Raw genomic sequence first — 21,790 nt, 5'->3', positions numbered from 1 at the left:
AAAAATAGGTATTACTTATTAACAAAAATTTTTAGGCTCTCATTATATCCGAATGTAAAATATCATAAGCCCTTGAAGCATCTTTTTCATTTAGAATGATGATAATACCATCTTGACTAAAAAATGCATTTACAAGCTCAATTCCATTTGCATGTAATACCTCCGCAACATAAGAGACAACATCTGACTGATTTTGAGCATTAGGAATTGAGATTCTAATCTTTGCAAGTCCCGTACTGAACATATCTTCCCTACTTGGGACGTTGTTGAAAATTTGTCGTATATCCTCTAAATCTTCAGTAAGAAATCTAAAAGAATCAGATAATCTAAAAAATTCGTAATTATTAGTAATCTTGGAGAATTTATCCAAAATAGCCATAGGATCCATCTCGCCAGATTCCTTAACTGAAAATTTAATGTCCATAATTCCATCAGTTAATGCCAATCGAGCATTTTTCAAAACTGATCCATCTTTTACCTCATCTTTAGACTCAAATGAATCTGCATATCGCTTTATTGCAACTACTACAGTATTGAGATTAACAGAATTTCCTAGTATTTTTTCAATCTCTGGTTGAATCTTTACTGCTAATGCTGTGTAGTTTATCAGATCCATTTTCATACAATCATAAATTGATCGATTTCTAGTAATTATTTCTCTTACAATCTCTGGTATAGACATGCTGGCTACTCTCATTAAAGATTATTATATTATGTCAATTATAATAGGATTATGTAAGAAATCAAGAAAATTACAATAATCTTTATATAATGTCATATATATTACATACTATAGGTGAATATGACAATGTTCTTTGATAGTGAATTTGATAGAATCTTCAAGAGAATGTCAAACTCTTTTTTTAACATAGATGACATTTTCGAGGAATTCAAGGGTAATGGTCCTACCACTGGTCCATATTATTATGGATATACAATGACCATTGGTCCAGATGGAAAACCTGTTGTAAAGGAATATGGAAATGTCAAACCAGGACTTCTTCCAACTTCTGATACACGAGAACCAGTAGTCGATACAATAATCGATGAAAAAGAAAAAGTAGTAAAACTCATAGCTGAGATGCCAGGCGTTGAAAAGACTGATGTCAAAGTTGTTGTTGAAAACAAGATTGTGGAACTTTTTGCCGAACATGACAAAAAGAAATATCATGCCAAAGTTCCAGTTCAACAAAAAATTGATGAGAACTCTGCAAAGGCTTCTTACAAAAATGGAGTTTTAGAAGTAATCTTCAAGTTAATTGAAGATGAAAAACCAAAAGGCAAAACAGTGGAGGTTGAATAAACCTCTCCTAATTTTTGAGGTAATAATATGAGTGAAATTGTTTTAAAAATAGATGAAATTCCACAACAACATGTTGGGAAGGGTAGAGCAATTGTTGATCCTAAAATTATTGAGGATCAGAAATGGAATACTGGACAAATTTTAGAATTAACATATAACAAAAAAACACATGTAAAACTTTGGCCAGGTACACCTGAAGAATATGGCGCAGGAATAATAAAAGTCGATGGAATGACAAGACAAAATATCGGTGCAGGAATTGGTGATAAAATCTCACTAAAATCAGTAGAAGCTGAAAATGCAGAGCAGGTTGTATTATCACCAACAGAAAAAATTTCTGCAGAAGGATTACAAGATTACATGATTTACAATTATCTTAATCATGTCTTTACAACTGGAGATTCAGTATCTTTGAATACACAGATGGGTGGAAGAGTTCAGTTTGTTGTAACTAGCACCAAACCATCAAAACCAGTAATTGTTACTGAAGAAACAATCTTCAAACTCGGTTCCATGACTAAAGCCGTTGATGCATCAGTTCCAAGAATCACATATGATGAACTTGGAGGCCTAAAACATGAAGTTCTAAAAATTCGCGAGATGGTTGAATTACCAATGAGACATCCTGAATTATTTGAAAAGATAGGTGTAGATGCACCAAAAGGTGTATTATTATATGGTCCACCAGGAACTGGTAAAACCTTACTTGCCAAAGCAGTAGCTGGAGAAACCAATGCTCATTTCATTTCACTTAGCGGCCCTGAAATTATGGGTAAATATTATGGGGAAAGTGAAGAGAAAATTAGAGAAATATTCTCACAGGCTGAAGAAAATGCACCAAGCATAATTTTCATAGATGAGATTGATTCTATTGCACCAAAAAGAGATGAAGTATCAGGCGAACTTGAAAAGAGAATAGTTTCACAACTCTTAACATTAATGGATGGAATGAAATCTCGAGGAAAAGTTGTAGTAATTGCTGCAACTAACAGACCAGATTCAATTGATCCTGCACTTAGAAGACCAGGAAGATTTGATCGAGAAATAGAAATTGGAATTCCTGATACTGAGGGAAGATTTGACATTCTCTCAATTCATACACGTGGAATGCCAATTGATGAAAAAGTAGATCTAAAACAAATCTCAAAGATTACACATGGATTTGTAGGAGCTGATTTAGAAGTATTATCAAAAGAGGCTGCAATGAGATCCCTTAGAAGACTTCTTCCTGAGATTGATCTTGATGAAGAAAAAATTTCATCTGAAATTCTTCAAAAAATTAAAATCACAAGTGAAGATTTTAGAGATGCATTAAAAGAAGTAAGACCTAGTGCTCTAAGAGAAGTCCAAGTCCAAATTCCAGATGTTAGTTGGGACGATGTTGGGGGTTTAGATGAACTAAAAGAAGAACTTTTAGAGGCAGTTGAGTGGCCTATGAAATACAAAGAAGCATTTGATTATGTTGATGTAGAAAGTCCAAAAGGAATTTTACTTCATGGTCCACCAGGAACTGGTAAAACTTTGATTGCAAAAGCACTTGCTAAAATGACGGAATCTAACTTTATCAGCATCAAAGGCCCTGAACTACTTTCAAAATGGGTTGGCGAATCTGAAAAAGGAGTAAGAGAAATCTTCAGAAAAGCACGACAAGCTGCACCATGTATTATCTTCTTAGATGAAGTTGATGCGCTTGTACCACGAAGAAGCAGTGGAGATTCAGGTTCACATGTAACGGAAAATGTAGTATCTCAAATTTTAACTGAAATTGATGGTCTAGAAGAATTACACAACGTATTGATTATTGGTGCAACCAACAGACTAGATATAGTAGATGAAGCATTGCTAAGACCTGGAAGATTTGATAGAATCATTGAAGTTCCAAACCCTGATTCAAAAGGAAGACAACATATCTTCGAGATTCATACCAAAAAGAAACCACTCGCAAGTGATGTTAACATTGGAAAACTAGTAGAGTTAACAGAGGGTTTCAGTGGTGCAGAAATTGCTGCAGTCGCAAATAGAGCAGCAATTACGGCTTTGAAGAGGCATGTTGGTGGAAAATCTCAAATTATAAAAGACATCAAGATAACACAAGAAGATCTGATTGATTCAATCGATAAGGTAAAACCTCAAAAAAAGAAGGCTACTATCCCTCAATCCATAAAATAGTCTAAATACTAAGGAGGATGACACAAATCAATGAAACTATATCTTGACTTTAATCCATGCCAAGAATGCAATACAATGATGGCAGAGTTAAGTAGTCCTGAGATGTTATTTGCTGATGAAAAAACTAGAGCGGATGAATCAGCGAAATTTCTTAGACATTTAACATATAACCACAATGAAGTAGTTCAAGCAGTAATGGAGGATCTTCCTAAACAAAAGAAAGATCAAGAACCTGATTTCTACAAATAATTTCCTTTTTCATTCTTAGAAATTAGTAATCATATTCATATACAAAATTATTCTAGTTTGTATGTGGAAAAATGAAATCTGGTTTAATCTTTAGCTTGACTTTGATTATTTTGACAAGCATTCCATTTGTCTTTGCAATCAATACAGAGCAAGAACCAGAACCTCCAGAAATTCCAGAACCTTCTCCAGAACCCGAACCAATTAGAATGCCAGAACCCGCACCCGCACCCGCACCATTTCCAGAAGAAACAGAGTCAGAAAAAATAAAAAGACTAACTGAAGAAAATAATAAACTAAAACAAGAAAATACCAATCTTCGAGGAGATATATCATATCTAAAAAATGAAAATATGAGATTACAAGATATGATTTCAGAATTAAATGAGACTATTACAAGTCTTAAAGAAATTACAATGGAACAAGTACGTGTCATAATTGATTTGGCGAACAGACTAAAAGATGTATTATTTGAAAAAATATTTTACCCTACAATTAACTTGTAGGATTTTTTTTGAATGATCTATTCAATAAGCTTTAATGTTTTCTTAATCAAAACAGCTCTATTTCTAATTGTAACATCACTGACTCCAGATTCCACTGAAAATTTCTTTTGACTAATTTTTTCACCATTCATTATACATGCAAGATATAATGATGCAGCAGCTTGTGCTACAGGATGTTTTCCAGCGGTAATGTCTTCCTTCTCGCACCGCTTTAGTATATCAAATGCATCTCGTTTGGTTTTCTCCTTCAAATTCATATTATTTGAAATTTTTGAGATAAACGATGAAGTGTCATATTGATTAAGATTCAATTCAAGCTTTTTGATTATGGTTCTTAAATCTCGGGAAAGTATTCTTCTTTCTACATTTCCAGCCTCAGCAACATCATCTAATGTTCTAGGAATATTATTTTCTCTACATGCTGCATACAATGAGGCAGAAACCAATGAAGCCATGGTTCTTCCTCTAGTTAATTTTGCATTGACTGCTTTTCTGTAAAGATAGGCAGCATTTTCTACAACATTATCTGGAATTCCCAATTTTGTTTTCATTCCGTGAAGTAATGTAAAGGCCTTGCTTAATGTAGCAGTTTTTCTTGATTTACTTCTCTGATCCCATGTTCGTAATCTATTGAATTCATATTTTGTTTTGTTGGATAATGCTTTTCCAGTAGAATCTTTATTTGTACCAATTACAGTTGATAATCCCTTGTCATTCATTGTTAGTGATGTTGCAGGACCTGTTCTTGCTAACTTCATAAAATCTTCCTGAGAGTAACCATTATTTTCATATGATGCATCAGACATATTTTCCACTAGAATAAGACCGCATCCCCCACAAACAATTTCTCCTCTTTCAGAATCTGTTATTGCAGGATAGGTTTTGCAAGTATCTAGTTTACACTTGACATCATAATCGTTTGAATAATTTTCTAACACTACTAGTTAGTATTAGTGATTATCAAATAAAAACAAATACTTTCAGGTAATTTTGTATTAAGATCATAACATTGCAAACCAAAAATTCCTAGAATTTTTGCTTGGTTTGGTTCTTAAATCGTATACGATACACAATATAATAAATGTTAAAAATAAAAATATTTTTTTAGGAAAAATCTATTTTTTTATTGATTCTAAAGAATGTCCACGGTTTGTAATCATTTGAGTGACTGCTTCAATTGTATAATCGATTCCATGTTCCTCTTCAAAATGATTTCTTAATTTTTCGATCAATCCTACGGTTTTCTCTTCATCTAGAATGAATTCACATTCAAAACCATAGTCATTGCATCTTAGTTTAAGGGTCATTTAGTCTGGAAAATAATTGAACCTATAAAAACCATAGACATGTATCTCTGAAAAAACAAAATTAGGTATGAATTTACCCAAATCCCCCCCAAATAGCACTAATAATGCCAAATAATTAGATGGTATAGATGAAAGGTTTAGAATTTGTTTTTCTTGCAGTTGGTTCAGTATTTGGAGCATTTCTAAGATACAAAATTACTGAATCTCCTTTACTTTTCAATACATTGCCTGTCAATGTTTTGATAGTCAATGTTATTGGTGCATTTATCCTTGGTGCATTTGTAGTATTTTCGGAACAATGGAATCTTGATGGCAGATATTCTCTTTTTGCTGCAGTAGGGTTCTGCGGTTCACTTACTACAATGTCATCATTTGCACTTGATTCAAGCAATTTGCTTGAGAATAATCACTATGGGGCACTTGTAATCAATATAATTGCAAATATTGGCTTATCAATTACAGCATTAATTGGGGGAAAATCCTTAATGAGTGCAATAATTAACAATTAATGCAAATGGTCTTCTCATATCAAGTAGTCAAATTTCAAACAATATCTTTTGTCCAAGGAACTCATTGGTCGCAATCAGTTGGAGAAAAGGGCATTCTTTACAAATCTCTCAAAGATCCATTCTCAAAAATTATAATTCAATCAAGTAATGGTTCAAAAAAACTATACCATGTTCCAAAAGATAGAACAGTTGTTGTAACTAATGATATTGTTCATTTTTTAGGCGAACTTGCCTAATTATGTAAAAAACTTGTCTACTTGATCTCTGTATTTTATAGCAATCTTTCCAAAGTCTGTAAAATCTTCTGCAGTTGGATACTTCATTTTCATTGCAAATTGATTTACAAATACAGATAATGCACTTCCAATAATTAGACTGTAAACTCCATCTGCTACATTATTTGAATATGGAAATGCAACTTTGATAAATGGCAAATATGTCTCAGTCTGGGAAATCATTAACTTGATATGTTTTTCAACATACTCTTCAACATCTGCTGGAATTGCCATATTCTTACTTGTAGTGATTTCTTATAAATAGAACTTTAATTCTTAGGCATGAAAAAATCTAAAATATAGTTTTTTTAAAATAATTAATCTTTCATTGATTTATCTTACAATTTGAGCAAGGTATTTTTCTTTTCCTTTTCTACTTCTAGGTAAGCATCGTAACTGGCTTTTACAGCATGGACAAATAATTCCATCAATTTCTACAAATATTTCACAATAATTACATCTTTTTTGTCCAGCTGCATATCTGCCAATCTGTAATGGTTTGAGAGCCTTGTATTTTTTACATTCACCTATACAATAAGCCATTAATGAAGACTAAAATTATCAAAAAGATAAAACGTTTGATTGCACTGCACTCACTTGTATGGAAAATTATAAAATAAAATTTATACCACTTTCTCTGTTTTTTATTATTGCTTGAATTAGACAAGAAAGTATTTGGAAATATTACTACAAAGGAAATTATTGGCTCTGATCCACCCGAAATTCCTAATACCAAAGACAATCTTGAAAAAGAACTTACAACTTTACTTTCCAAACTAGAATCATCCTCAAAAGACAATCTTGAAAAATTATTAAAAGAACAAAAAATTGCTGAAGATCACATTAACAGTAGACCTGGTGCTATGGCTTTGGCGCAAAACAAAATAAAACTATTCAATGTATATAATGAGAAATACATTCAAAAAATTAAAGAAAAATTAGAGTCTTAGAGTTTTTTCTTTTTTGTTCGTTTTTTACTAGAATTCTGTTTTTTCCTAATTAGTAGTGATATGATTGCTCCTGCAGGAATTCCAATAATTGTTCCAAGACTCACATATGGAGCAATAAAAAAACTGCCAATCCAAATTCCACCGTCTGTGGTTAATTCCATAAATGTCCTAGGTCGTAAAACCACCGAGACTGTTTGCGAATCTTCTTTGTCTAATCCTATATCATCTGTATATGTAACAATGATTTGAAATGGAAGCTTGTATTCTGTATTGACTTCTTTAACTGGTGTAATGATTTGAGATGTAACTGCTATAGGCATGTTTTTTTGAATATTTGAGAATGTATGCAGTGTTTCTCCTCTAAATTCTATATCTTTTGGAGGGATAATCTTGATTCCAACATTTGTAATGTCAATGTCCTTTGATAATACTTCAATTTCTATTGGAAACTCGGCATTTGAAAAAATTGATTCAGGCATTTTTGTGTGAATTGTTACACTTGGGTCTTTCTTTATTGTCAAAGGAATTGCAATGTCATGAAAAAAAGGCGGTTTTGGTGTTTCATTATTTGCAACAAGAACATGAGAGTATTTTAAATTTAGATAATGTACTCCCAAACTTGCGTCACTAGGAATTTGCAAACTGATATTTTCACCGTATGATCCTCCTTGAGCAAGTTTTTCCAAAGTAATCTTATCTGATGGCTCTGTGATTAGTCCCGGTATAGCTGATAATGAAATTCCAAACGAAATATTTTCCTTATTTTCCCATCCGTTGTTTTTAACTAAAATAGAAATAACACCTTCTCTACCTACTACTATCTCTTCAGGATATGTAATTTGAATATCCATCCCGCCTTCTAGATTCCGTGTAATAGTTTCTGCATCAATATCTGGAACCAAAACAAAGACTCCGATTACCAATGGAATCAACCAAAGAAACTTCATACTCTTACTTTAATTCAATAATGACTATTCAGTATTATTGTTAGCCTCATTTTTGGCATGAAATTTGAAGAAAAAACTTGTTGATTCATAAATACCATAAAAAAGAGGATTCCTGAAATAATCATGGTAAGTAAAGGCAAGGATCTATGTCCACGATGTGCACAAGGAAAACTAGTTACTGATAATGAATCGGGAGAAATGTTTTGCTCAAAGTGCGGATTTGTAATTACTGAAAAACTGCAAGAAGCAGGACCTGAATGGAGATCCTTTACCCAAGATGAAGGAGGAAACAAGGCAAGAGCCGGTGCTCCAACATCACTAACAATGCATGACATGGGTCTTGCAACAATAATTAATCCTATAAACAAAGATGCATCAGGTAGACCTCTAACAGCATCAATGAAAAGTACTATTGAAAGACTCAGAACTTGGGATAGTAGAAGTCAAGTTCATGAACCAGTTGACAGAAATTTCCGACAGGCATTTAGCGAATTAAACAGACTAAAAGACAAACTAGCAATATCTGATGCAGTTATTGAAAAAGCAGCCTACATTTATAGAAAAGCACTCGAGAAAGGTCTAGTTCGAGGTCGCTCGATTTCAGCTTTGATGGCATCTGCTCTTTATGCTGCATGCAGAGATACTGAAACTCCAAGAAATCTCAAAGATGTAGAGCAAGCAGCAAACATCAAAAGAAAAGATATTGCAAGATGTTACAGATTGCTAGTCAAAGAGCTTGACTTGAAGATGCCAGTAACTGATTCAATTCAATGTGTTGCAAGAATTGCAAGCAGAATTGGAATTGCAGAGAAAACAAAAAGATATGCGACAAAGGTGCTAAAAATGGCTCAAGACAATGAAGTATCAGCTGGAAAAGATCCTATGGGGTTGGCAGCTGCTGCATTGTATCTATCTTGTGTAAAAAATGGTGAGGACAAGACTCAGCGTGATATTGCGGAAGCTGCAAATGTAACTGAAGTAACTATTAGAAATAGATACAAAGGCCTCAAAGAATCATTAGATCTGTGATCTATTTTTGAGAATCTTCAGTTGGTTTAACAAAACCACCTCCAACTGATTTATCTATATGATCGTCAGTAAATATGCCTTCATCCGAATCTCCTTTAGTTGGTTTAACAAAACCACCTTCCACTGATTCGGGAGGAGGAATCTTCTTTGATTTTCCCAATCCTATTGTTGTAATTATCACTGATGATAAGATGATAAAGAAAACAAGCTGTGGATATGCTTCTGCATTTGATATTCCCATCGTAATTGGATATGTAGCGAGTACTGCAGCTGCCAGTCCTCTTGGTATCATCGCATTTGTAACTGCCTTGTCTAATAACGAGAATTTCTTGGTTAGGGTTATTTTGCCAACAAACATTCTTCCAAAATAAATTACAATTGTAATTAGAACACCAAAGATAAGATACTCTACTTGTCCAAAACTTGCCATCAATCCTACAAATACAAAAAAGAATGATCTTACCAAAAATGTAAGTTGATTATGTGTTGGATCATCCATCTCAATTTTTGGTAGCTTAAATCTGAGTATTTTTGAAAGATGTCTTTTGTTTCCAATCATTAAACCAAATACTAACGCTGTCAAAGCTCCGGATTCCCCAAATGAATTTGCCAAGAAAAATAAAACAAACAAAACACCTAATGTTAGCATGTATGCATGTTGAGCATTTCCAAGCTTTGTTGAAACATACATCCAAGGAATTCCTACACCAAACCCAAGCACCAAACCCACAACAACTGCTCTTCCAAGCGTTTCTTCTAATGTTTGCAGATCAAAATGTCCTACAAGTACTGCTTCAAATAATATGAATGCAATAATTGTAGCTAAGATATCTGTTAGCGCAGATTCAAAACTTAACATAGACTTTGTCTCTTCAGAAATTTTGATATTTCTGACAAGGCCAAAAACAATAGCAGAACTGCTTCCGCCAACAATTGAACCTAACAAAATACTTTCTAACCATAACCAACCCAAGGCAAAATGAGCAGCAAATGTGATTATTGCAACAGATAAAATAAAACCTAAAATTGCTAATGTAACTGAGAAATGAGCAGTTCTTATAACATGTTTGATGTCTAGATTTAATCCTCCATCAAACATGATAATAATTAGTGCTAGTGCCGCAAAGTATGGAACAACTTGGATTACTGCTTCTGGTTGAATTAAACCAAATACTGGACCTATAATTACTCCAAGAATCATTAAAAATGCAACATCGGGAATTCCTGTTTTTTTAAAGAACGCCTCACCTGCAACTCCTAGAAAAATAACAACACCTGCTGCAAGTAAAATTACATGTGCTGAAGCAATTGGACCATCCTGAATAGATAACGCTGCTATAGAACTTTGTAACTCTGTAATTTTAGTTAAAATCGAACTTGAATCAAAATTAAACAATGTTTCCAATCCATCAATTTGTCCTCTAAACAACTGCAATACAGACAAAACTATGAAACTCATTATATGTCTGAATCTAAATATTTCTAGAGGGAAGTTAAATCAGATTTATTTGATAAATTTAGCTCCTTGATTGATTTTAGATACACATTAAATCAGCATTTATTGTACTTATCTTACTTGAGTGCTACAAATCAACTACGTGCTGATCATGATCAAGTTCGTCGTCTAGAGAAGATAGTTCTAAAATGTTCTGAAGAACTCTATAAAGGAACAAAAATTCCCTTTTCAGACCTAACAAAAATTACCATGATAATTTCAGAATTTATTGATTCTATCCATCACTCAAGAGAAGAAGATTCGTATTTTCCATGTGTTGCAAGTTATGATTCTCTAAAAGAAGAAATTAGAAAATTTATGATAGAACACGAATTTGGAAGAAACATTGCTAGACAAATATCACATCATCTAAAAAGATGGAAAGAAGGGGAAGATGCACAAGAGCCTGTATCGAGATACTTGAGGACGTATGCCATTTTCTTAAATGATCATCTCACCAAAGAAAATAAATTTTTTGATGACGCAGAAGCAAATGTCTTATCTCAAGAAGAAGAAATTGAAATGTATGAACAATACAGATCAGTATTTGCTATAGTAAAAAAAGTAGATGAGATGATTGCAGAGATTGATTATTTAGAAAATCAACCGTGGGCTAAATTAACGTAAGCTCTTTATGGGTTGTTTAGATATTTTTGTTTATGAAACCTTTTGTTCTTTGGATGACAGGCCTTCCTTGTTCAGGAAAGACCACCATCGTAAAAGACTTGCAAAAAGATATTCCAAATTTGGCAATGCTTGACGGAGATGAATTGAGAGAATGGTTCTCCCCAAAAGATTTTTCAAAGGCAGGCAGAGATGAACATAACAAAAAAGTAGCTCACCTGGCAAAACTTTTGTTAAATCATGGTGTTCCAAGCGTGGTATCACTAGTTTCTCCGTATTCTGAAAACCGAAAAAATGCTAGAGAAATAATTAATGCCGGAAATCAATTTGCAGAAGTTTATGTGAAATGTTCACTTGCAAAATGTGAGGAAAGAGATGTCAAAGGTATGTATGCCAAGGCAAGAAAAGGAGAAATCAAAGGTTTTACCGGAATTGATGATCCTTATGAAGCTCCAGAAAAGGCAGATTTAGTAATTGATACAGAAAATGAACCTCTTTCAGACAGTGCAAACAAAGTAAAGGACTTTCTTAAAGAAAGAAACCTACTCTAATTTTTTAAATTCATCAATAATTTTATCATGAATTAGTCCATTTGTTACTAAAATTCCATTTTGATGATTAACTTCTTTGTTATTGTACGTGATATCATTTCCTAACATATCTGTCATTTTTCCTCCAGCTTCAGAAATAATACAATAAGAAGCTGCAGAATCCCACTCTTTCATTTTATTTGTAGTTGTAATATATGCCTCAGCTTCACCTGAGCTAATTTTTCCTACTTTTAATGAACTACCGATACTTGTAAAATCTTCAATACCTAATTTTTTGATGAATGCTTTTTCTTTATCAGACAAATGATGTCTTGATCCAACAGTTCTGCATTTCGAAATATCTGCAACTTTTGTTACAGTAATTTTCTTCCATTCACCATTTGAATATCTAAATGCCCCACTTCCTTTTTGTGCAACAAATATCGTTTTTTCTGTTGGCCAACCAATTATCCCAAGAATTGGTTTTTTATTTTTAATTAATCCAATCATAACAGTGAATTCGCCTGTTTTATCAATAAAATCAGAAGTTCCATCAAGTGGATCCACTATCCATATCATATCTTTTGATAGTCTACTAAGATCGTCCTTGTCTTCTTCAGATAAAATTGGATATTTTGTTTGTGAAAGAATCTCTTTAATGATATTATTACTTTTAATATCTGCCTCAGTAATTGGGGAGTCATCACTTTTTGTAAATGATTCAAAATTTCCTTGATAAATTTCCAAAATAGCTTTTCCAGCATCTTCTACAGCCTTGATAGCAATTTCTAATTCAGGAATTTTATCAATTATTGGAATATCTTTCAATTGAAATTACCTAAGTTGTAAGTTCTGGTTTTAACGTCCATGCAACTCCTAGAACAATAAATGGTATTGACATAATTCCAATTATTCCAAGAATAGTATTGAATTGAGATTCTGAAACTTCTGAATTATTCACTATCCATGGAAGAGGTAATGTAATTAGCACCCAAATAACTCCTAATAATATTATCAATTTAGCTTTTGATTTTTTATTTTTCATCATTTTTTGTTCTCCTAAGTCGTATTAAATTCATATGCATTCATTTTATTGATTCTCCTCCGTCTACAGCAAGAATTGCCCCTGTAGTCCAAGACGCATCATCTGATGCAAAATACAAAACTGCCTTTCCTACTTCTTCTGGCTGACCAATTCTACCTATTGGATGTTCATTATCCATGAATTCTTTATCTTTTTGAGTTTTCAAAAATGGTTTTGTCATATCTGTATCAACTACTCCTGGACAAATACAATTTACTCGGATCTTATCTTTAGCATATTCTAATGCCCAACACTTTGTCAGCAAAATCAATGCGGCTTTTGTTGCAGAATATGCATCCGCATTAAATCCCTGATATGCCTTCAATCCTGCATCAGATGAAATGTTAATTATTGAACCAGATGTCTTCTGTAGATATGGAATTGCTTCCTTAGTAAATCTAAATTGTCCTGTAAGATTAACGTCCAAAATCTCATTCCATTCATCCTCATCAATCATATGTAATTCCTTAATTTTTGGAAAAATTCCAGCATTATTTACAAGAATATCTATTTGCCCAAACTTTGCAACTGTTTTACTCACTACATTTTTTACATCATTTTTGTTTTTGATATCTGCAGCTATTCCTAATGAATTTGGAATTTCGGATGATGCCTTTTCTAATCTTTCTTGATTTTTTGCTGTTAGAACTACTGTTGCACCATTTTCAGATAAAATTCTTGCAGTAGCAAAACCTATACCCCGACTTCCGCCAGTAACTATTGCAACTTTACCAGATAATTTCAATAGTTTTTAATTGAAAAATCGTAATTTATACCTCCATTAACACATAATTAGGTATAATTTTTTTTAAAAAACTATCTATGTTTTTATAATATTTCATATAAAATTTTAAATACTTAGAGTTTGTATATATTATAATGTCAATAGATATAAATTCTATCGACTAAAACAGCGTAACCCCGCAGAACAAAAAAGGTAATCAGATATTTAGCATCTGAGAAAGAGAGGAAATCTCTCAGAGTTCTGCAGTAAAGGGGTTTACGCCTCTTAATTTTGTAAGATATACACAGATACAGAACCCATAATTTTTCCATTTGGATTAATGATGATAGAAATTTCTTGTTTTTCAGAAATTTCAAGTATTTCTTTTCCAGTATATTTCCAGGTAAAATATTCGGAAATTCCTGTTTGATGTGATGTGCTTTCAAGCTTAAAATCTTCAATAAAATTAAAACTCTCTCCATTTAATGAAATTGATAAAATTTCTGGACTGCTTCCATTTGGAACAAATCTAAATGAGTATTGACCTTCATCCAAAACAAATGAATCAGAATAAACTCCATTCGAATAAAGATTAGGATCTGCAAGAGTTACATGAAACACCGTATTTCCCTCCCTCTCAGGTTGTTCTAATGAAAAATTTACTACAAAAACTACAATTAAAGCTACTATGGGAATCACAATAATTTTTTTGTTCATTAAATCAAATCCAAAATCAATTATTAAAATACTTACTATAAAAGGAATTATGACTTTATTAATGACAGATTTAAGTCATTGATTTCCAAAATGACCTATCAAAAATATGAACCTGATGACAAGATCCTATTTCTACTGTTTAGTTTAGCTAGTAAAATTTAATGTACTGTTAAGCATTATTTACTCTTGAGATTAAGTACATATTCTATTATTGAAATTATGCCTAACTTAACTAAAGATTGGTCAAAACAACCACAGCCTAGTATATCTGAAAAAATTAATGATACTATTAAACCAAAAGGTGCATTAAAACCAAGAGTCCAAGAAGGTATTAAAAAATTACAAAATCAAATTAGAAAATTAGATTCAATGTTAACAAATTTACAAGAACGTGATGCAAAACTATTTCAAAGAATTGTAGATGCAACACAAAAACATGATACTCAGACTTCAAAAGTTTTAGGAAATGAATTAGCAGAGGTACGAAAAGTTACAAAAATTTTAAGTAGTGCCAGAATAGCATTGGAACAAATTGAATTGAGATTAACTACCTGTAGTGATCTTGGAGACACAGTTGTAGCAATCATGCCAACAATGGGGTTAATGAAAAATCTAAAATCATCATTAGGAAAAATAATGCCAGGAGCTGAACAAGAAATTGGCCAAATGGCAGAAATGTTAGGTGGATTCATGACTGAAAGTTTCTCAGGTGATGCAGCATTTGGAATGGATGCAACCACTAATGCAGAATCTGAGAGTATATTAAAAGAGGCTGCAGCTGTTGCAGAAAGTTCAACTGGTCAAATGTTCCCTTCAGTTCCTACAAATACTAAAGAAGCAACTAGCACAAAATTCTACTGAACAAATTTTTTTAATCAGTTAATGATTCTCTAGATTCTTTAATTCTCTTAACCCTATTGCCTTCATCATCAATTACTTTATCCACACCTGAGAGTTTCTCTCTTAAAGTATTGATAATCGAACCTACCTCATCTGCCTCATTTTCTACCTGCTGTCTCTTTTTTGTAAGCTCATGAATTCCTCTATTTTCCTCGTCTATGTATTCACTGACTTTTTGTAACTTTTCTTTAAGATTTTTGATGTCTACAGATTCTTCCTCAATGTCCTTTTCAAGTAAAGTTCTCTTGTCTTTAAGATTTTTAATCATTAAACCTACATAATCTATTGCCTCTTCTAATTTTGCACGTTTACCCATCAACTCTCCAATTCCAATCTCACTAGTAGATTCAATTGTTGAATCTGCTTCTACAGATTCTTCTGAATTGACATTTTCTTTTACCATTTCTCCTCCTTCATTTTTGAATTTATCAAACATTTTATGATTTTCTTTTCAAAATGGGAATAAAAAGTTATTATGAATCTCAAAGCTGACCTTGTGAATGATTTTTATTCAATTAAAGAAAAAAATGGTGATTATTTCACCGATATTGAGTTTCTAAATTCTTGAGTAAAACTATTAGATTCTTCTGAATTAATGCTTAATTCTCCAATCTGTAAAAGCTTGATATTTTGTTCTGTCTCAATATTTTTTAAACCTGAGATAAGAAAAGAAATAGCAAACTCATTTTCCTCATCGGTTTCTGTTATTTTTCCAGAAAATATTACTTTGTAACTGAAATCCTCATCTGAGACTATTTCATGTATTACATCATGTGAATCATTAGATTTTCCACTTATTTCTAAGTCAAACTTTCTTTCTTCAAGATTTAATTCACTTTTTCCTGAAATCTTCCATAAATTGTCTCCAACTTTTGATGCTTTTCCATCAAAAAGTACAATTCCAGAGTGAAATGCCTTATAGTTTACATATGCCCAACCAGATGTTTGGTCTTTAATGGGCATTCTCTGTAAATCCTCTTCTGAAAGATTAGCAGGTAAAGCATAACGCTGCAGTTCTAACTTCCCATCAACTACTTTTTCAGTTAGAATTGCCCAAAGTCTATCTTTTTTAATGGTTTTTGAAACTTTTACCTTTTCCTCTTGACTGTCTTCTGATTCAGCAAACGAATAGTTTACAGATAATGGTGAAGCAAAAAGCATCAAAAGGATGATTATTCCTCTAATGGTTCTTTTTTGGATTTTTACCATTGAGTAATCATTACTAACATGATAGTTTAGGAACGGCTAGGAAACATCCTGTTCTTTATATACAAAATTTTAATAAATTTTCCAAAAATATCTGAAAACTAAATCATTTTTATCAAGTCATGTAAAACTAGAATTTTTTCAGAAATTCCAACTTGGATAATCATTTTTTCAGGCATGAGTTTTACCCTATTTTTCCTCATCGCATCAAATTTTGATAAAAATTATCATTTTTTTCACTGGAATGAGCGTTCCGCTTTGTGTTCCGCTATGAAGTTTCAAAATGTCCCTCATAAACTAAGTAGTTGTATACTAATGCATGTCAAAACAACAATACAGGTCCGAAATGGGCATAATGGGTGATATCTTAGACGTTACCGCCGATGGCGGTCGTAGTGGAATCATTGTATCTGCAATCTCTCGTAAAGCCAACCTATCTCACTATGCAGTACTAGACAAATGTGAGAAACTGGTAGAAGCCGGCTTAGTAGAATCCGTCAAAAATGATAGGAATAGGGTCTTTTTGATTACCGAAAAAGGACTTCAATTTTTCCAGGAATTTAAGAGGTTTCAGGGATTAGTAGAAAGCATGAATCTGAGGTATTGAATCCATTGAATCCAGAAATCGTACCAATTCATAGGAAAGAGTTTCTTCGAGAAGATGGAATGCTTTTTGTAAGGACTGAGGGTATCATCGAAACAATGGTAAAAGCACCTTTGATAATAGCTAGCTTTATCGTTGTTGCGCTTGCGATGCCTATTCAGACCTCATTCAGCTCTACTCGAACTCTTGATCTTATTCTTTATTCAGATGGTTCAGTACATGTATCATCTAATTTGGATGTAGATCCATTAAATCCAGATTTTGAGATTAAATTATTTGGTCCATCAATTGACAATTTTGTAGCGGTTAGCGAAAATGGCTTTTTGTTATCTAGTGAAATTGTTGATGATAAAGTAACCATCGATACTTTTGGCTCATCTTCTATTACAATTGATTATGATATTCATGATTTAATTTCAAAAGAAGGAAGAGTATGGACTTTCTCTCTTGATTCGCCAACTAATTACTCGTTACTTATGCCTCAAAACTCGATTATTGTTGGTATGAATGCATTGCCATCAAATATGATCATAGTAAATGATCAAACACAATTAGAACTAAGTACCGGCTTGTCTGAAATTAATTATATTCTTGGAACTACAAATCCACCAGTAATAAGCCCGCCAGTAACAGATCCAGAACAATTTAGCGTTGATATTTTTACAATATCTATTATTGGTGTATCTATTGCAGCAGCTATAGTTGGAGGAATAATTTTAATTAAAAGAAAACAAACGCAATCATTGTCCATTTTAGAAAACGAATCTCCTAAATCTGAAACAAATATTGATTCCCTTGATACTGAAACCATTTTCAATCTAAGGCCTGAAATGCGCGAAGATGATAAAGAAATTATAAAATTTATTTCTGAAAATGGTGGACAAGTTTTAGAAAGTGATTTGCGGAAAAAATTCCTTCAACCAAGAACAACAATGTGGAGAGCAGTAAAACGACTAGAAAGACAAGGAGTAATTGAAATTTCTAAAAAAGATCTACAAAATCTGGTTAAACTAAAGAAAGTATTGGAGGATGAAGAATGAATACGATAGTGACTTTTGGATTATTGATTTTAGTAGCAAGTATGGCTCTAGGTGGAATAACAAATAGTATTTATGCTCAAGATGATCCATCAATTCTTTTAAAACTTGCAAAACGTGCACAAAACCAAATTCAAAACCAAATTTCTTCTGAATCCCCAGATGAAATAAAAAGATTATTTGAAGAAGGAATTCAAAACGTCAATTATCTAGAAAAAGCAATTAGAAATAATGACACTGTTTCAGCAAAGGAGCATTTTCTTTCAGCAATGAAAATATTTACTGAAATTTCTAGACATTTATCAACATCAGATGATGCTGCCGCTAAATCATCTAGAGATATTTCAGAAGAAACACCTACAAATCCTGCAAGATCAACTGCTAAAGATCCATCAAATGATATTCAAAGATTACAAGTTTATGTAAATAATCTAAAATCACTTGCTGAAAAATACGAAACTTCAATCGATTTTTCTGAACTAGATAAATTATTCGAATTATCTAGACAACAAATTAGTGATAATCAATTTTCATTAGCATCAGAAACACTTCAAAAAATTCAGGAAATTGTTGTAGAAATCAATAAAGAAATTCGTGAGGAAGCTGCAAAACAAGAATCTCAACGTGCTAAAGAATATGCTCAACAATATCTGGAGCAATTAGATAGACTAATTGAAAATGCCAAAAAACAGGGTCTATCTGATGAAATTATAAATAAACTGGAAAATGCAAGAGAAAACCTCTCTTCTGCAGATAATCCTGCAGATATTGTACAAGAAATTAGAAAAATTTTATCAATAAAAAAACAGTTTGAACTAACAAAAAATGATAGACTTGAATCTAGAGTATTACAGATTGAAAAAACTATATCACAGTTATCTCAAATAGATGGAGTAGATCACGATATTTTGGTTGACGCCAAAGAAACACTTCAAACCATTAAAAGATATTTGTATGATGGAGAATTTGATAATGCTAATCAATTATTGAGAGATTTAGCAAAACAATTAGAAGAAATTAAAAATTCTCTTTGATACTTATCATAAACTTCATATACATTTTCTAAACAGCATGAGCATATGGCCTCAAAATCAATTACAGTTGGAGTAGGCATCCCTATGATTATTGTTGGTGCTTTGATGGCTTGGTTGTGGGCTCCACTTGAAGGAGTTTTTCAAAATCAAGTAGAGCTAATTGGAAGCACTATTGGAATTTTGGGAGTAGTATTTTTCATCTCAGGATTATTTTATACTAAACAACCCGTAATGCACTAGAAACTCATTGAATAAATAATGAAAAAAATTACAATTATTACTTGAAAGTAAGATTATTTGAGATATTTACATCAGTTGAAGGCGAAGGAATTCTTTATGGAACAAAGACTCTTTTTATTAGACTTGCTGGCTGTCCATTTACTTGTTTTTACTGTGACACTAAAGAATCTCTTCCACTTGATTCTGGAACGGAATATGCTATTGAAGAAGCAAATAGATTAATTGATTCAAATCTTCAAAGACAAACTTACAAAGTAAATTTTACTGGCGGTGATCCTCTAATTCAACATCAAGCTGTAGCATTACTTGCAAAACATGTTCAAGATAAAAAAATTCCTACATATCTTGAATCATCATGTTTTGATATTGATAGATTCAACCATGTATTACCATTCATCGATATTGTAAAAATTGAATTTAAAACAAAAGATTCTGATTTTGTAGATTCTGATCATTATGAAAAATTGATTGATAATACAATGAAATGTCTCAAATCATCTATCGAAGCTAAAAAAATAACTTATATCAAAATTGTCGTTAGCTCTAAAACTAAGTTAGATGAATTCAAAGAATTAGTAAACCAAATTTTCAAGATTGTTTCTAAAGACGATATAGATGGATTTATCATCCAACCTACATATGGTATTTCTGAACCATCATTGGATCTTTTATTAAATTTGTATGATGTTGTGTATCCATATTATATAGATGTCAAGGTAGTTCCTCAATTACACAAATTCATAGGAGCCCCATAAAGTTACTACTTGACTGAAAACCTAACTAGGTTCAAATACTAGAAAAATTCTGTGAAAATGTGCATGGATAAAGAACGTGTAAAAAAACTTGTAAGAGAATTAATTATTGAAATTGGGGAGGATCCTACACGTGAGGGACTACGGGAAACTCCAGATAGAATCGCAAGCATGTACAAAGAAATTTTTGAAGGATATGATTCTGATTCAGAACTATCTGTACAATTTTCAGAAGACTCTGATGTAGTAATAGCACGAGATATTCAATTTTATTCAATGTGTGAACATCACATGTTGCCCTTTTTTGGAAAAATTCACATTGCTTATTCTCCAAATGGAAGAGTTTTTGGAATATCAAAACTTGTTAGATTGGTTGAAAAGTATTCAAAGAGACTACAAATTCAAGAGCGCCTGACCAAAAATATTGCTGATGAATTATACTCTCAAGGTGTAAAAGGAGTTGTTGTTTTAGCTGATGCAGAACACCTCTGTATGAAAATGAGAGGTGTTAGAAACGATGCAACACTCTCCTCATCCGCATTTAGAGGAATTTATGAAAATAAAGAAGAAAAAGCAGGAATTATGACACTTATCAGAAAACGCACATCATACTCTTCCTTTTAGGCAATACTGAAAAATTAAATAATCATCATTTTTGATTATCCACATGGGAGCAAATCCATATGTTCACATTCCAAAAGAATCTTGGCCTAGTTGGACATGGTATGCAATTGAATTTGGAATTGTTATTGCAATCTCTATGTTAGTATCTAGAGAAATTACTAACTCATTTGAGAATCTTACTCCTGAACTACAAAATTATGTCTTCATGGGAATTGTGGGATTGATATTTTTAGCATGGTATATTGGAATAAGAGGTTTTATTCTAAAAAAGAAAATTCTTCAAAACAAATACTAGAATTATTCTACATATTCTGTTTTATCTATGATGCCCGCTTTTTCAAATGCATCTTTTCTATTATTACATGATTCACAAATCCCACAATGATATTTTTTATTTGAATAACAACTCCAAGTTTTAAAAATAGAATCTCCCAATACCTTCATTCCTGATTTTAGTAAATCGCTTTTTGATAGACCCTTTCTATATGGTGACCAAATTTCTATATTTTTCCGTATTTTTGATTTAATTCCATCAATCTCTCCTTGATTAAATGCTGCTTCAAGTTTTTTTGCAAAAAGAGGTCTACAATCTGGATAGTGTGTATCTCCAGTATGTGCACCGTATGCAACCAGCGAGGCATTAAGGGTAAATGCCCAAGCAGACGCTATTGATAAAAATACTGCATTTCTAATTGGAACTACTATTGAATATTCAAATTCACTTGGAATTTTCTTTTTTGAACTTGTCAAAACATTCGAATCACCATACAGTTCTTTCATAAAACCAATATCGATAATTTTATGCTGTTTTAATCCAAGTTTTTTTGCAAAAGATTTTGCTGCTGTTATTTCATTACTTGCCTTTTGTCCGTAAGAAAATGTAATTCCATATAATTCATATTTTGATTTTAAAAATGAAACTGCACAAACAGAGTCTACTCCTCCACTAAATACTATGACTGCTTTTTTCATACCCTA

General features: G+C 32.3%; 32 protein-coding genes. 18 read left to right on the top strand and 14 right to left on the bottom strand.

Annotated elements, in window-relative coordinates; all coding sequences use genetic code 11:
- Positions 1-31 precede the first annotated feature (31 nt).
- Positions 32-682, bottom strand: coding sequence for an ACT domain-containing protein (locus tag OO712_RS10650; protein ID WP_225866930.1), 651 nt, complete (start codon positions 680-682; stop codon positions 32-34).
- A gap of 120 nt (positions 683-802) precedes the next feature.
- Between OO712_RS10650 and hsp20 the strand changes: the two genes are divergently transcribed.
- The 4 genes from hsp20 (at position 803) to OO712_RS10630 (ending at position 4,224) form a co-directional block, all read left to right on the top strand.
- Positions 803-1,303 (top strand): archaeal heat shock protein Hsp20, encoded by a 501-nt coding sequence (gene hsp20, locus OO712_RS10645; protein WP_109877591.1) that lies wholly within the window; start codon positions 803-805, stop codon positions 1,301-1,303.
- A 27-nt stretch (positions 1,304-1,330) separates the two neighbouring features.
- Complete coding sequence (locus tag OO712_RS10640; protein ID WP_109877592.1) at positions 1,331-3,472, top strand: CDC48 family AAA ATPase; 2,142 nt, start codon at positions 1,331-1,333, stop codon at positions 3,470-3,472.
- A gap of 30 nt (positions 3,473-3,502) precedes the next feature.
- Positions 3,503-3,721, top strand: coding sequence for a hypothetical protein (locus OO712_RS10635; protein ID WP_048114480.1), 219 nt, complete (start codon positions 3,503-3,505; stop codon positions 3,719-3,721).
- A 71-nt stretch (positions 3,722-3,792) separates the two neighbouring features.
- A complete protein-coding gene (locus tag OO712_RS10630) occupies positions 3,793-4,224 on the top strand; it encodes a hypothetical protein (protein WP_109877593.1) in 432 nt (143 codons plus the stop codon).
- A 17-nt stretch (positions 4,225-4,241) separates the two neighbouring features.
- On the opposite strand, the gene OO712_RS10625 is transcribed toward OO712_RS10630, so the two are convergent.
- Both OO712_RS10625 and OO712_RS10620 read right to left on the bottom strand, forming a co-directional pair.
- Complete coding sequence (locus tag OO712_RS10625) at positions 4,242-5,162, bottom strand: transcription initiation factor IIB (RefSeq protein WP_109877594.1); 921 nt, start codon at positions 5,160-5,162, stop codon at positions 4,242-4,244.
- 177 nt (positions 5,163-5,339) lie between these two features.
- Entirely contained in the window at positions 5,340-5,531 is a 192-nt protein-coding gene (locus OO712_RS10620; protein ID WP_109877595.1) for a DUF1059 domain-containing protein, read from the bottom strand.
- Between the two features lie 128 nt (positions 5,532-5,659).
- On the opposite strand from OO712_RS10620, the gene crcB reads away from it, so the two are divergent.
- On the top strand, positions 5,660-6,040 hold the full coding sequence (gene crcB, locus OO712_RS10615; protein WP_109877596.1) for a fluoride efflux transporter CrcB: 381 nt from the start codon (positions 5,660-5,662) through the stop codon (positions 6,038-6,040).
- A 5-nt stretch (positions 6,041-6,045) separates the two neighbouring features.
- Entirely contained in the window at positions 6,046-6,276 is a 231-nt protein-coding gene (locus OO712_RS10610; RefSeq protein WP_109877666.1) for a hypothetical protein, read from the top strand.
- On the opposite strand, the gene OO712_RS10605 is transcribed toward OO712_RS10610, so the two are convergent.
- Both OO712_RS10605 and OO712_RS10600 read right to left on the bottom strand, forming a co-directional pair.
- Positions 6,277-6,549 carry a hypothetical protein gene (locus OO712_RS10605; protein ID WP_109877597.1) on the bottom strand — a complete coding sequence of 91 codons (273 nt, stop codon included), beginning with the start codon at positions 6,547-6,549 and terminating at the stop codon, positions 6,277-6,279.
- A 99-nt stretch (positions 6,550-6,648) separates the two neighbouring features.
- The gene (locus tag OO712_RS10600; protein WP_109877598.1) at positions 6,649-6,858 is read right to left on the bottom strand and encodes a hypothetical protein; all 210 of its coding nucleotides are present in this window, start codon (positions 6,856-6,858) and stop codon (positions 6,649-6,651) included.
- Between the two features lie 107 nt (positions 6,859-6,965).
- Here OO712_RS10600 and OO712_RS10595 point away from each other — a divergent pair, with 107 nt between their 5' ends.
- The gene (locus OO712_RS10595) at positions 6,966-7,265 is read left to right on the top strand and encodes a hypothetical protein (RefSeq protein WP_109877599.1); all 300 of its coding nucleotides are present in this window, start codon (positions 6,966-6,968) and stop codon (positions 7,263-7,265) included.
- On the opposite strand, the gene OO712_RS10590 is transcribed toward OO712_RS10595, so the two are convergent.
- Positions 7,262-8,212: a COG1361 family protein gene (locus OO712_RS10590; RefSeq protein WP_109877600.1), complete on the bottom strand. Its 951-nt coding sequence runs from the start codon at positions 8,210-8,212 to the stop codon at positions 7,262-7,264. The two genes, OO712_RS10595 and OO712_RS10590, sit on opposite strands and share 4 nt — an antisense overlap.
- Positions 8,213-8,335: 123 nt before the next feature.
- Here OO712_RS10590 and OO712_RS10585 point away from each other — a divergent pair, with 123 nt between their 5' ends.
- Complete coding sequence (locus tag OO712_RS10585; RefSeq protein WP_109877601.1) at positions 8,336-9,241, top strand: transcription initiation factor IIB; 906 nt, start codon at positions 8,336-8,338, stop codon at positions 9,239-9,241.
- Between the two features lies 1 nt (position 9,242).
- Here the strand turns inward: OO712_RS10585 and OO712_RS10580 are convergent, their stop codons facing one another.
- Positions 9,243-10,700: a cation:proton antiporter gene (locus OO712_RS10580; RefSeq protein ID WP_109877602.1), complete on the bottom strand. Its 1,458-nt coding sequence runs from the start codon at positions 10,698-10,700 to the stop codon at positions 9,243-9,245.
- A gap of 117 nt (positions 10,701-10,817) precedes the next feature.
- Between OO712_RS10580 and OO712_RS10575 the strand changes: the two genes are divergently transcribed.
- Positions 10,818-11,363, top strand: a complete 546-nt coding sequence (locus tag OO712_RS10575) for a hemerythrin domain-containing protein (protein ID WP_109877667.1) — start codon at positions 10,818-10,820, stop codon at positions 11,361-11,363.
- A gap of 32 nt (positions 11,364-11,395) precedes the next feature.
- Complete coding sequence (gene cysC / locus OO712_RS10570) at positions 11,396-11,911, top strand: adenylyl-sulfate kinase (protein WP_109877603.1); 516 nt, start codon at positions 11,396-11,398, stop codon at positions 11,909-11,911.
- On the opposite strand, the gene OO712_RS10565 is transcribed toward cysC, so the two are convergent.
- From OO712_RS10565 to OO712_RS10550, 4 genes are all read right to left on the bottom strand, one after another.
- Complete coding sequence (locus OO712_RS10565; protein WP_109877604.1) at positions 11,903-12,718, bottom strand: 3'(2'),5'-bisphosphate nucleotidase CysQ family protein; 816 nt, start codon at positions 12,716-12,718, stop codon at positions 11,903-11,905. The genes cysC and OO712_RS10565 overlap by 9 nt on opposite strands.
- Before the next feature lie 10 nt (positions 12,719-12,728).
- A complete protein-coding gene (locus OO712_RS10560; protein WP_109877605.1) occupies positions 12,729-12,935 on the bottom strand; it encodes a hypothetical protein in 207 nt (68 codons plus the stop codon).
- Between the two features lie 40 nt (positions 12,936-12,975).
- On the bottom strand, positions 12,976-13,719 hold the full coding sequence (locus OO712_RS10555) for an SDR family NAD(P)-dependent oxidoreductase (RefSeq protein ID WP_109877606.1): 744 nt from the start codon (positions 13,717-13,719) through the stop codon (positions 12,976-12,978).
- A 264-nt stretch (positions 13,720-13,983) separates the two neighbouring features.
- Positions 13,984-14,415, bottom strand: coding sequence for a hypothetical protein (locus OO712_RS10550; RefSeq protein WP_109877607.1), 432 nt, complete (start codon positions 14,413-14,415; stop codon positions 13,984-13,986).
- 219 nt (positions 14,416-14,634) lie between these two features.
- Here OO712_RS10550 and OO712_RS10545 point away from each other — a divergent pair, with 219 nt between their 5' ends.
- Positions 14,635-15,276, top strand: coding sequence for a Snf7 family protein (locus tag OO712_RS10545; RefSeq protein ID WP_109877608.1), 642 nt, complete (start codon positions 14,635-14,637; stop codon positions 15,274-15,276).
- A gap of 10 nt (positions 15,277-15,286) precedes the next feature.
- Here the strand turns inward: OO712_RS10545 and OO712_RS10540 are convergent, their stop codons facing one another.
- Both OO712_RS10540 and OO712_RS10535 read right to left on the bottom strand, forming a co-directional pair.
- Positions 15,287-15,751, bottom strand: a complete 465-nt coding sequence (locus OO712_RS10540) for a transcriptional regulator (protein WP_109877609.1) — start codon at positions 15,749-15,751, stop codon at positions 15,287-15,289.
- Positions 15,752-15,849: 98 nt separating this feature from the next.
- Positions 15,850-16,524 carry a hypothetical protein gene (locus tag OO712_RS10535; protein ID WP_109877610.1) on the bottom strand — a complete coding sequence of 225 codons (675 nt, stop codon included), beginning with the start codon at positions 16,522-16,524 and terminating at the stop codon, positions 15,850-15,852.
- A 316-nt stretch (positions 16,525-16,840) separates the two neighbouring features.
- On the opposite strand from OO712_RS10535, the gene OO712_RS10530 reads away from it, so the two are divergent.
- From OO712_RS10530 to OO712_RS10500, 7 genes are all read left to right on the top strand, one after another.
- Positions 16,841-17,128: a winged helix-turn-helix domain-containing protein gene (locus OO712_RS10530; RefSeq protein ID WP_225866931.1), complete on the top strand. Its 288-nt coding sequence runs from the start codon at positions 16,841-16,843 to the stop codon at positions 17,126-17,128.
- A 5-nt stretch (positions 17,129-17,133) separates the two neighbouring features.
- Positions 17,134-18,165, top strand: a complete 1,032-nt coding sequence (locus OO712_RS10525; RefSeq protein ID WP_109877668.1) for a helix-turn-helix transcriptional regulator — start codon at positions 17,134-17,136, stop codon at positions 18,163-18,165.
- The gene (locus OO712_RS10520) at positions 18,162-19,196 is read left to right on the top strand and encodes a hypothetical protein (protein WP_109877612.1); all 1,035 of its coding nucleotides are present in this window, start codon (positions 18,162-18,164) and stop codon (positions 19,194-19,196) included. Before OO712_RS10525 ends, OO712_RS10520 begins: the two co-directional genes overlap by 4 nt.
- A gap of 45 nt (positions 19,197-19,241) precedes the next feature.
- The gene (locus tag OO712_RS10515; RefSeq protein ID WP_109877613.1) at positions 19,242-19,436 is read left to right on the top strand and encodes a hypothetical protein; all 195 of its coding nucleotides are present in this window, start codon (positions 19,242-19,244) and stop codon (positions 19,434-19,436) included.
- A 41-nt stretch (positions 19,437-19,477) separates the two neighbouring features.
- Positions 19,478-20,191: a 7-carboxy-7-deazaguanine synthase QueE gene (locus OO712_RS10510; protein ID WP_109877614.1), complete on the top strand. Its 714-nt coding sequence runs from the start codon at positions 19,478-19,480 to the stop codon at positions 20,189-20,191.
- Positions 20,192-20,254: 63 nt separating this feature from the next.
- Positions 20,255-20,812 carry a GTP cyclohydrolase I FolE gene (gene folE, locus OO712_RS10505; protein ID WP_109877615.1) on the top strand — a complete coding sequence of 186 codons (558 nt, stop codon included), beginning with the start codon at positions 20,255-20,257 and terminating at the stop codon, positions 20,810-20,812.
- Positions 20,813-20,855: 43 nt separating this feature from the next.
- Complete coding sequence (locus OO712_RS10500; protein WP_109877616.1) at positions 20,856-21,107, top strand: hypothetical protein; 252 nt, start codon at positions 20,856-20,858, stop codon at positions 21,105-21,107.
- Positions 21,108-21,109: 2 nt separating this feature from the next.
- On the opposite strand, the gene OO712_RS10495 is transcribed toward OO712_RS10500, so the two are convergent.
- Positions 21,110-21,784 (bottom strand): 7-cyano-7-deazaguanine synthase, encoded by a 675-nt coding sequence (locus OO712_RS10495; RefSeq protein WP_109877617.1) that lies wholly within the window; start codon positions 21,782-21,784, stop codon positions 21,110-21,112.
- Positions 21,785-21,790: the final 6 nt, after the last annotated feature.

It is taken from the genome of Nitrosopumilus zosterae (assembly GCF_025998175.1).
In the GTDB taxonomy this organism is placed as follows: Archaea; Thermoproteota; Nitrososphaeria; order Nitrososphaerales; family Nitrosopumilaceae; genus Nitrosopumilus; species Nitrosopumilus zosterae.
The sequence above is the reverse complement of the archived record's forward strand: the minus strand, read 5'-3'. Positions and strand labels throughout refer to the sequence as shown.

What these genes read in the sequence shown, in the direction of transcription:
- OO712_RS10650 (WP_225866930.1), bottom strand. Translation starts at nt 682, where the DNA reads ATGTCTATACCAGAGATTGTAAGAGAAATAATTACTAGAAATCGATCA.
- hsp20 (WP_109877591.1), top strand. Translation starts at nt 803, where the DNA reads ATGACAATGTTCTTTGATAGTGAATTTGATAGAATCTTCAAGAGAATG.
- OO712_RS10640 (WP_109877592.1), top strand. Translation starts at nt 1,331, where the DNA reads ATGAGTGAAATTGTTTTAAAAATAGATGAAATTCCACAACAACATGTT.
- OO712_RS10635 (WP_048114480.1), top strand. Translation starts at nt 3,503, where the DNA reads ATGAAACTATATCTTGACTTTAATCCATGCCAAGAATGCAATACAATG.
- OO712_RS10630 (WP_109877593.1), top strand. Translation starts at nt 3,793, where the DNA reads ATGAAATCTGGTTTAATCTTTAGCTTGACTTTGATTATTTTGACAAGC.
- OO712_RS10620 (WP_109877595.1), bottom strand. Translation starts at nt 5,531, where the DNA reads ATGACCCTTAAACTAAGATGCAATGACTATGGTTTTGAATGTGAATTC.
- crcB (WP_109877596.1), top strand. Translation starts at nt 5,660, where the DNA reads ATGAAAGGTTTAGAATTTGTTTTTCTTGCAGTTGGTTCAGTATTTGGA.
- OO712_RS10610 (WP_109877666.1), top strand. Translation starts at nt 6,046, where the DNA reads ATGGTCTTCTCATATCAAGTAGTCAAATTTCAAACAATATCTTTTGTC.
- OO712_RS10605 (WP_109877597.1), bottom strand. Translation starts at nt 6,549, where the DNA reads ATGGCAATTCCAGCAGATGTTGAAGAGTATGTTGAAAAACATATCAAG.
- OO712_RS10600 (WP_109877598.1), bottom strand. Translation starts at nt 6,858, where the DNA reads ATGGCTTATTGTATAGGTGAATGTAAAAAATACAAGGCTCTCAAACCA.
- OO712_RS10590 (WP_109877600.1), bottom strand. Translation starts at nt 8,212, where the DNA reads ATGAAGTTTCTTTGGTTGATTCCATTGGTAATCGGAGTCTTTGTTTTG.
- OO712_RS10585 (WP_109877601.1), top strand. Translation starts at nt 8,336, where the DNA reads ATGGTAAGTAAAGGCAAGGATCTATGTCCACGATGTGCACAAGGAAAA.
- OO712_RS10580 (WP_109877602.1), bottom strand. Translation starts at nt 10,700, where the DNA reads ATGAGTTTCATAGTTTTGTCTGTATTGCAGTTGTTTAGAGGACAAATT.
- cysC (WP_109877603.1), top strand. Translation starts at nt 11,396, where the DNA reads ATGAAACCTTTTGTTCTTTGGATGACAGGCCTTCCTTGTTCAGGAAAG.
- OO712_RS10560 (WP_109877605.1), bottom strand. Translation starts at nt 12,935, where the DNA reads ATGAAAAATAAAAAATCAAAAGCTAAATTGATAATATTATTAGGAGTT.
- OO712_RS10550 (WP_109877607.1), bottom strand. Translation starts at nt 14,415, where the DNA reads ATGAACAAAAAAATTATTGTGATTCCCATAGTAGCTTTAATTGTAGTT.
- OO712_RS10545 (WP_109877608.1), top strand. Translation starts at nt 14,635, where the DNA reads ATGCCTAACTTAACTAAAGATTGGTCAAAACAACCACAGCCTAGTATA.
- OO712_RS10540 (WP_109877609.1), bottom strand. Translation starts at nt 15,751, where the DNA reads ATGTTTGATAAATTCAAAAATGAAGGAGGAGAAATGGTAAAAGAAAAT.
- OO712_RS10535 (WP_109877610.1), bottom strand. Translation starts at nt 16,524, where the DNA reads ATGGTAAAAATCCAAAAAAGAACCATTAGAGGAATAATCATCCTTTTG.
- OO712_RS10530 (WP_225866931.1), top strand. Translation starts at nt 16,841, where the DNA reads ATGTCAAAACAACAATACAGGTCCGAAATGGGCATAATGGGTGATATC.
- OO712_RS10520 (WP_109877612.1), top strand. Translation starts at nt 18,162, where the DNA reads ATGAATACGATAGTGACTTTTGGATTATTGATTTTAGTAGCAAGTATG.
- OO712_RS10515 (WP_109877613.1), top strand. Translation starts at nt 19,242, where the DNA reads ATGGCCTCAAAATCAATTACAGTTGGAGTAGGCATCCCTATGATTATT.
- folE (WP_109877615.1), top strand. Translation starts at nt 20,255, where the DNA reads ATGGATAAAGAACGTGTAAAAAAACTTGTAAGAGAATTAATTATTGAA.
- OO712_RS10500 (WP_109877616.1), top strand. Translation starts at nt 20,856, where the DNA reads ATGGGAGCAAATCCATATGTTCACATTCCAAAAGAATCTTGGCCTAGT.
- OO712_RS10495 (WP_109877617.1), bottom strand. Translation starts at nt 21,784, where the DNA reads ATGAAAAAAGCAGTCATAGTATTTAGTGGAGGAGTAGACTCTGTTTGT.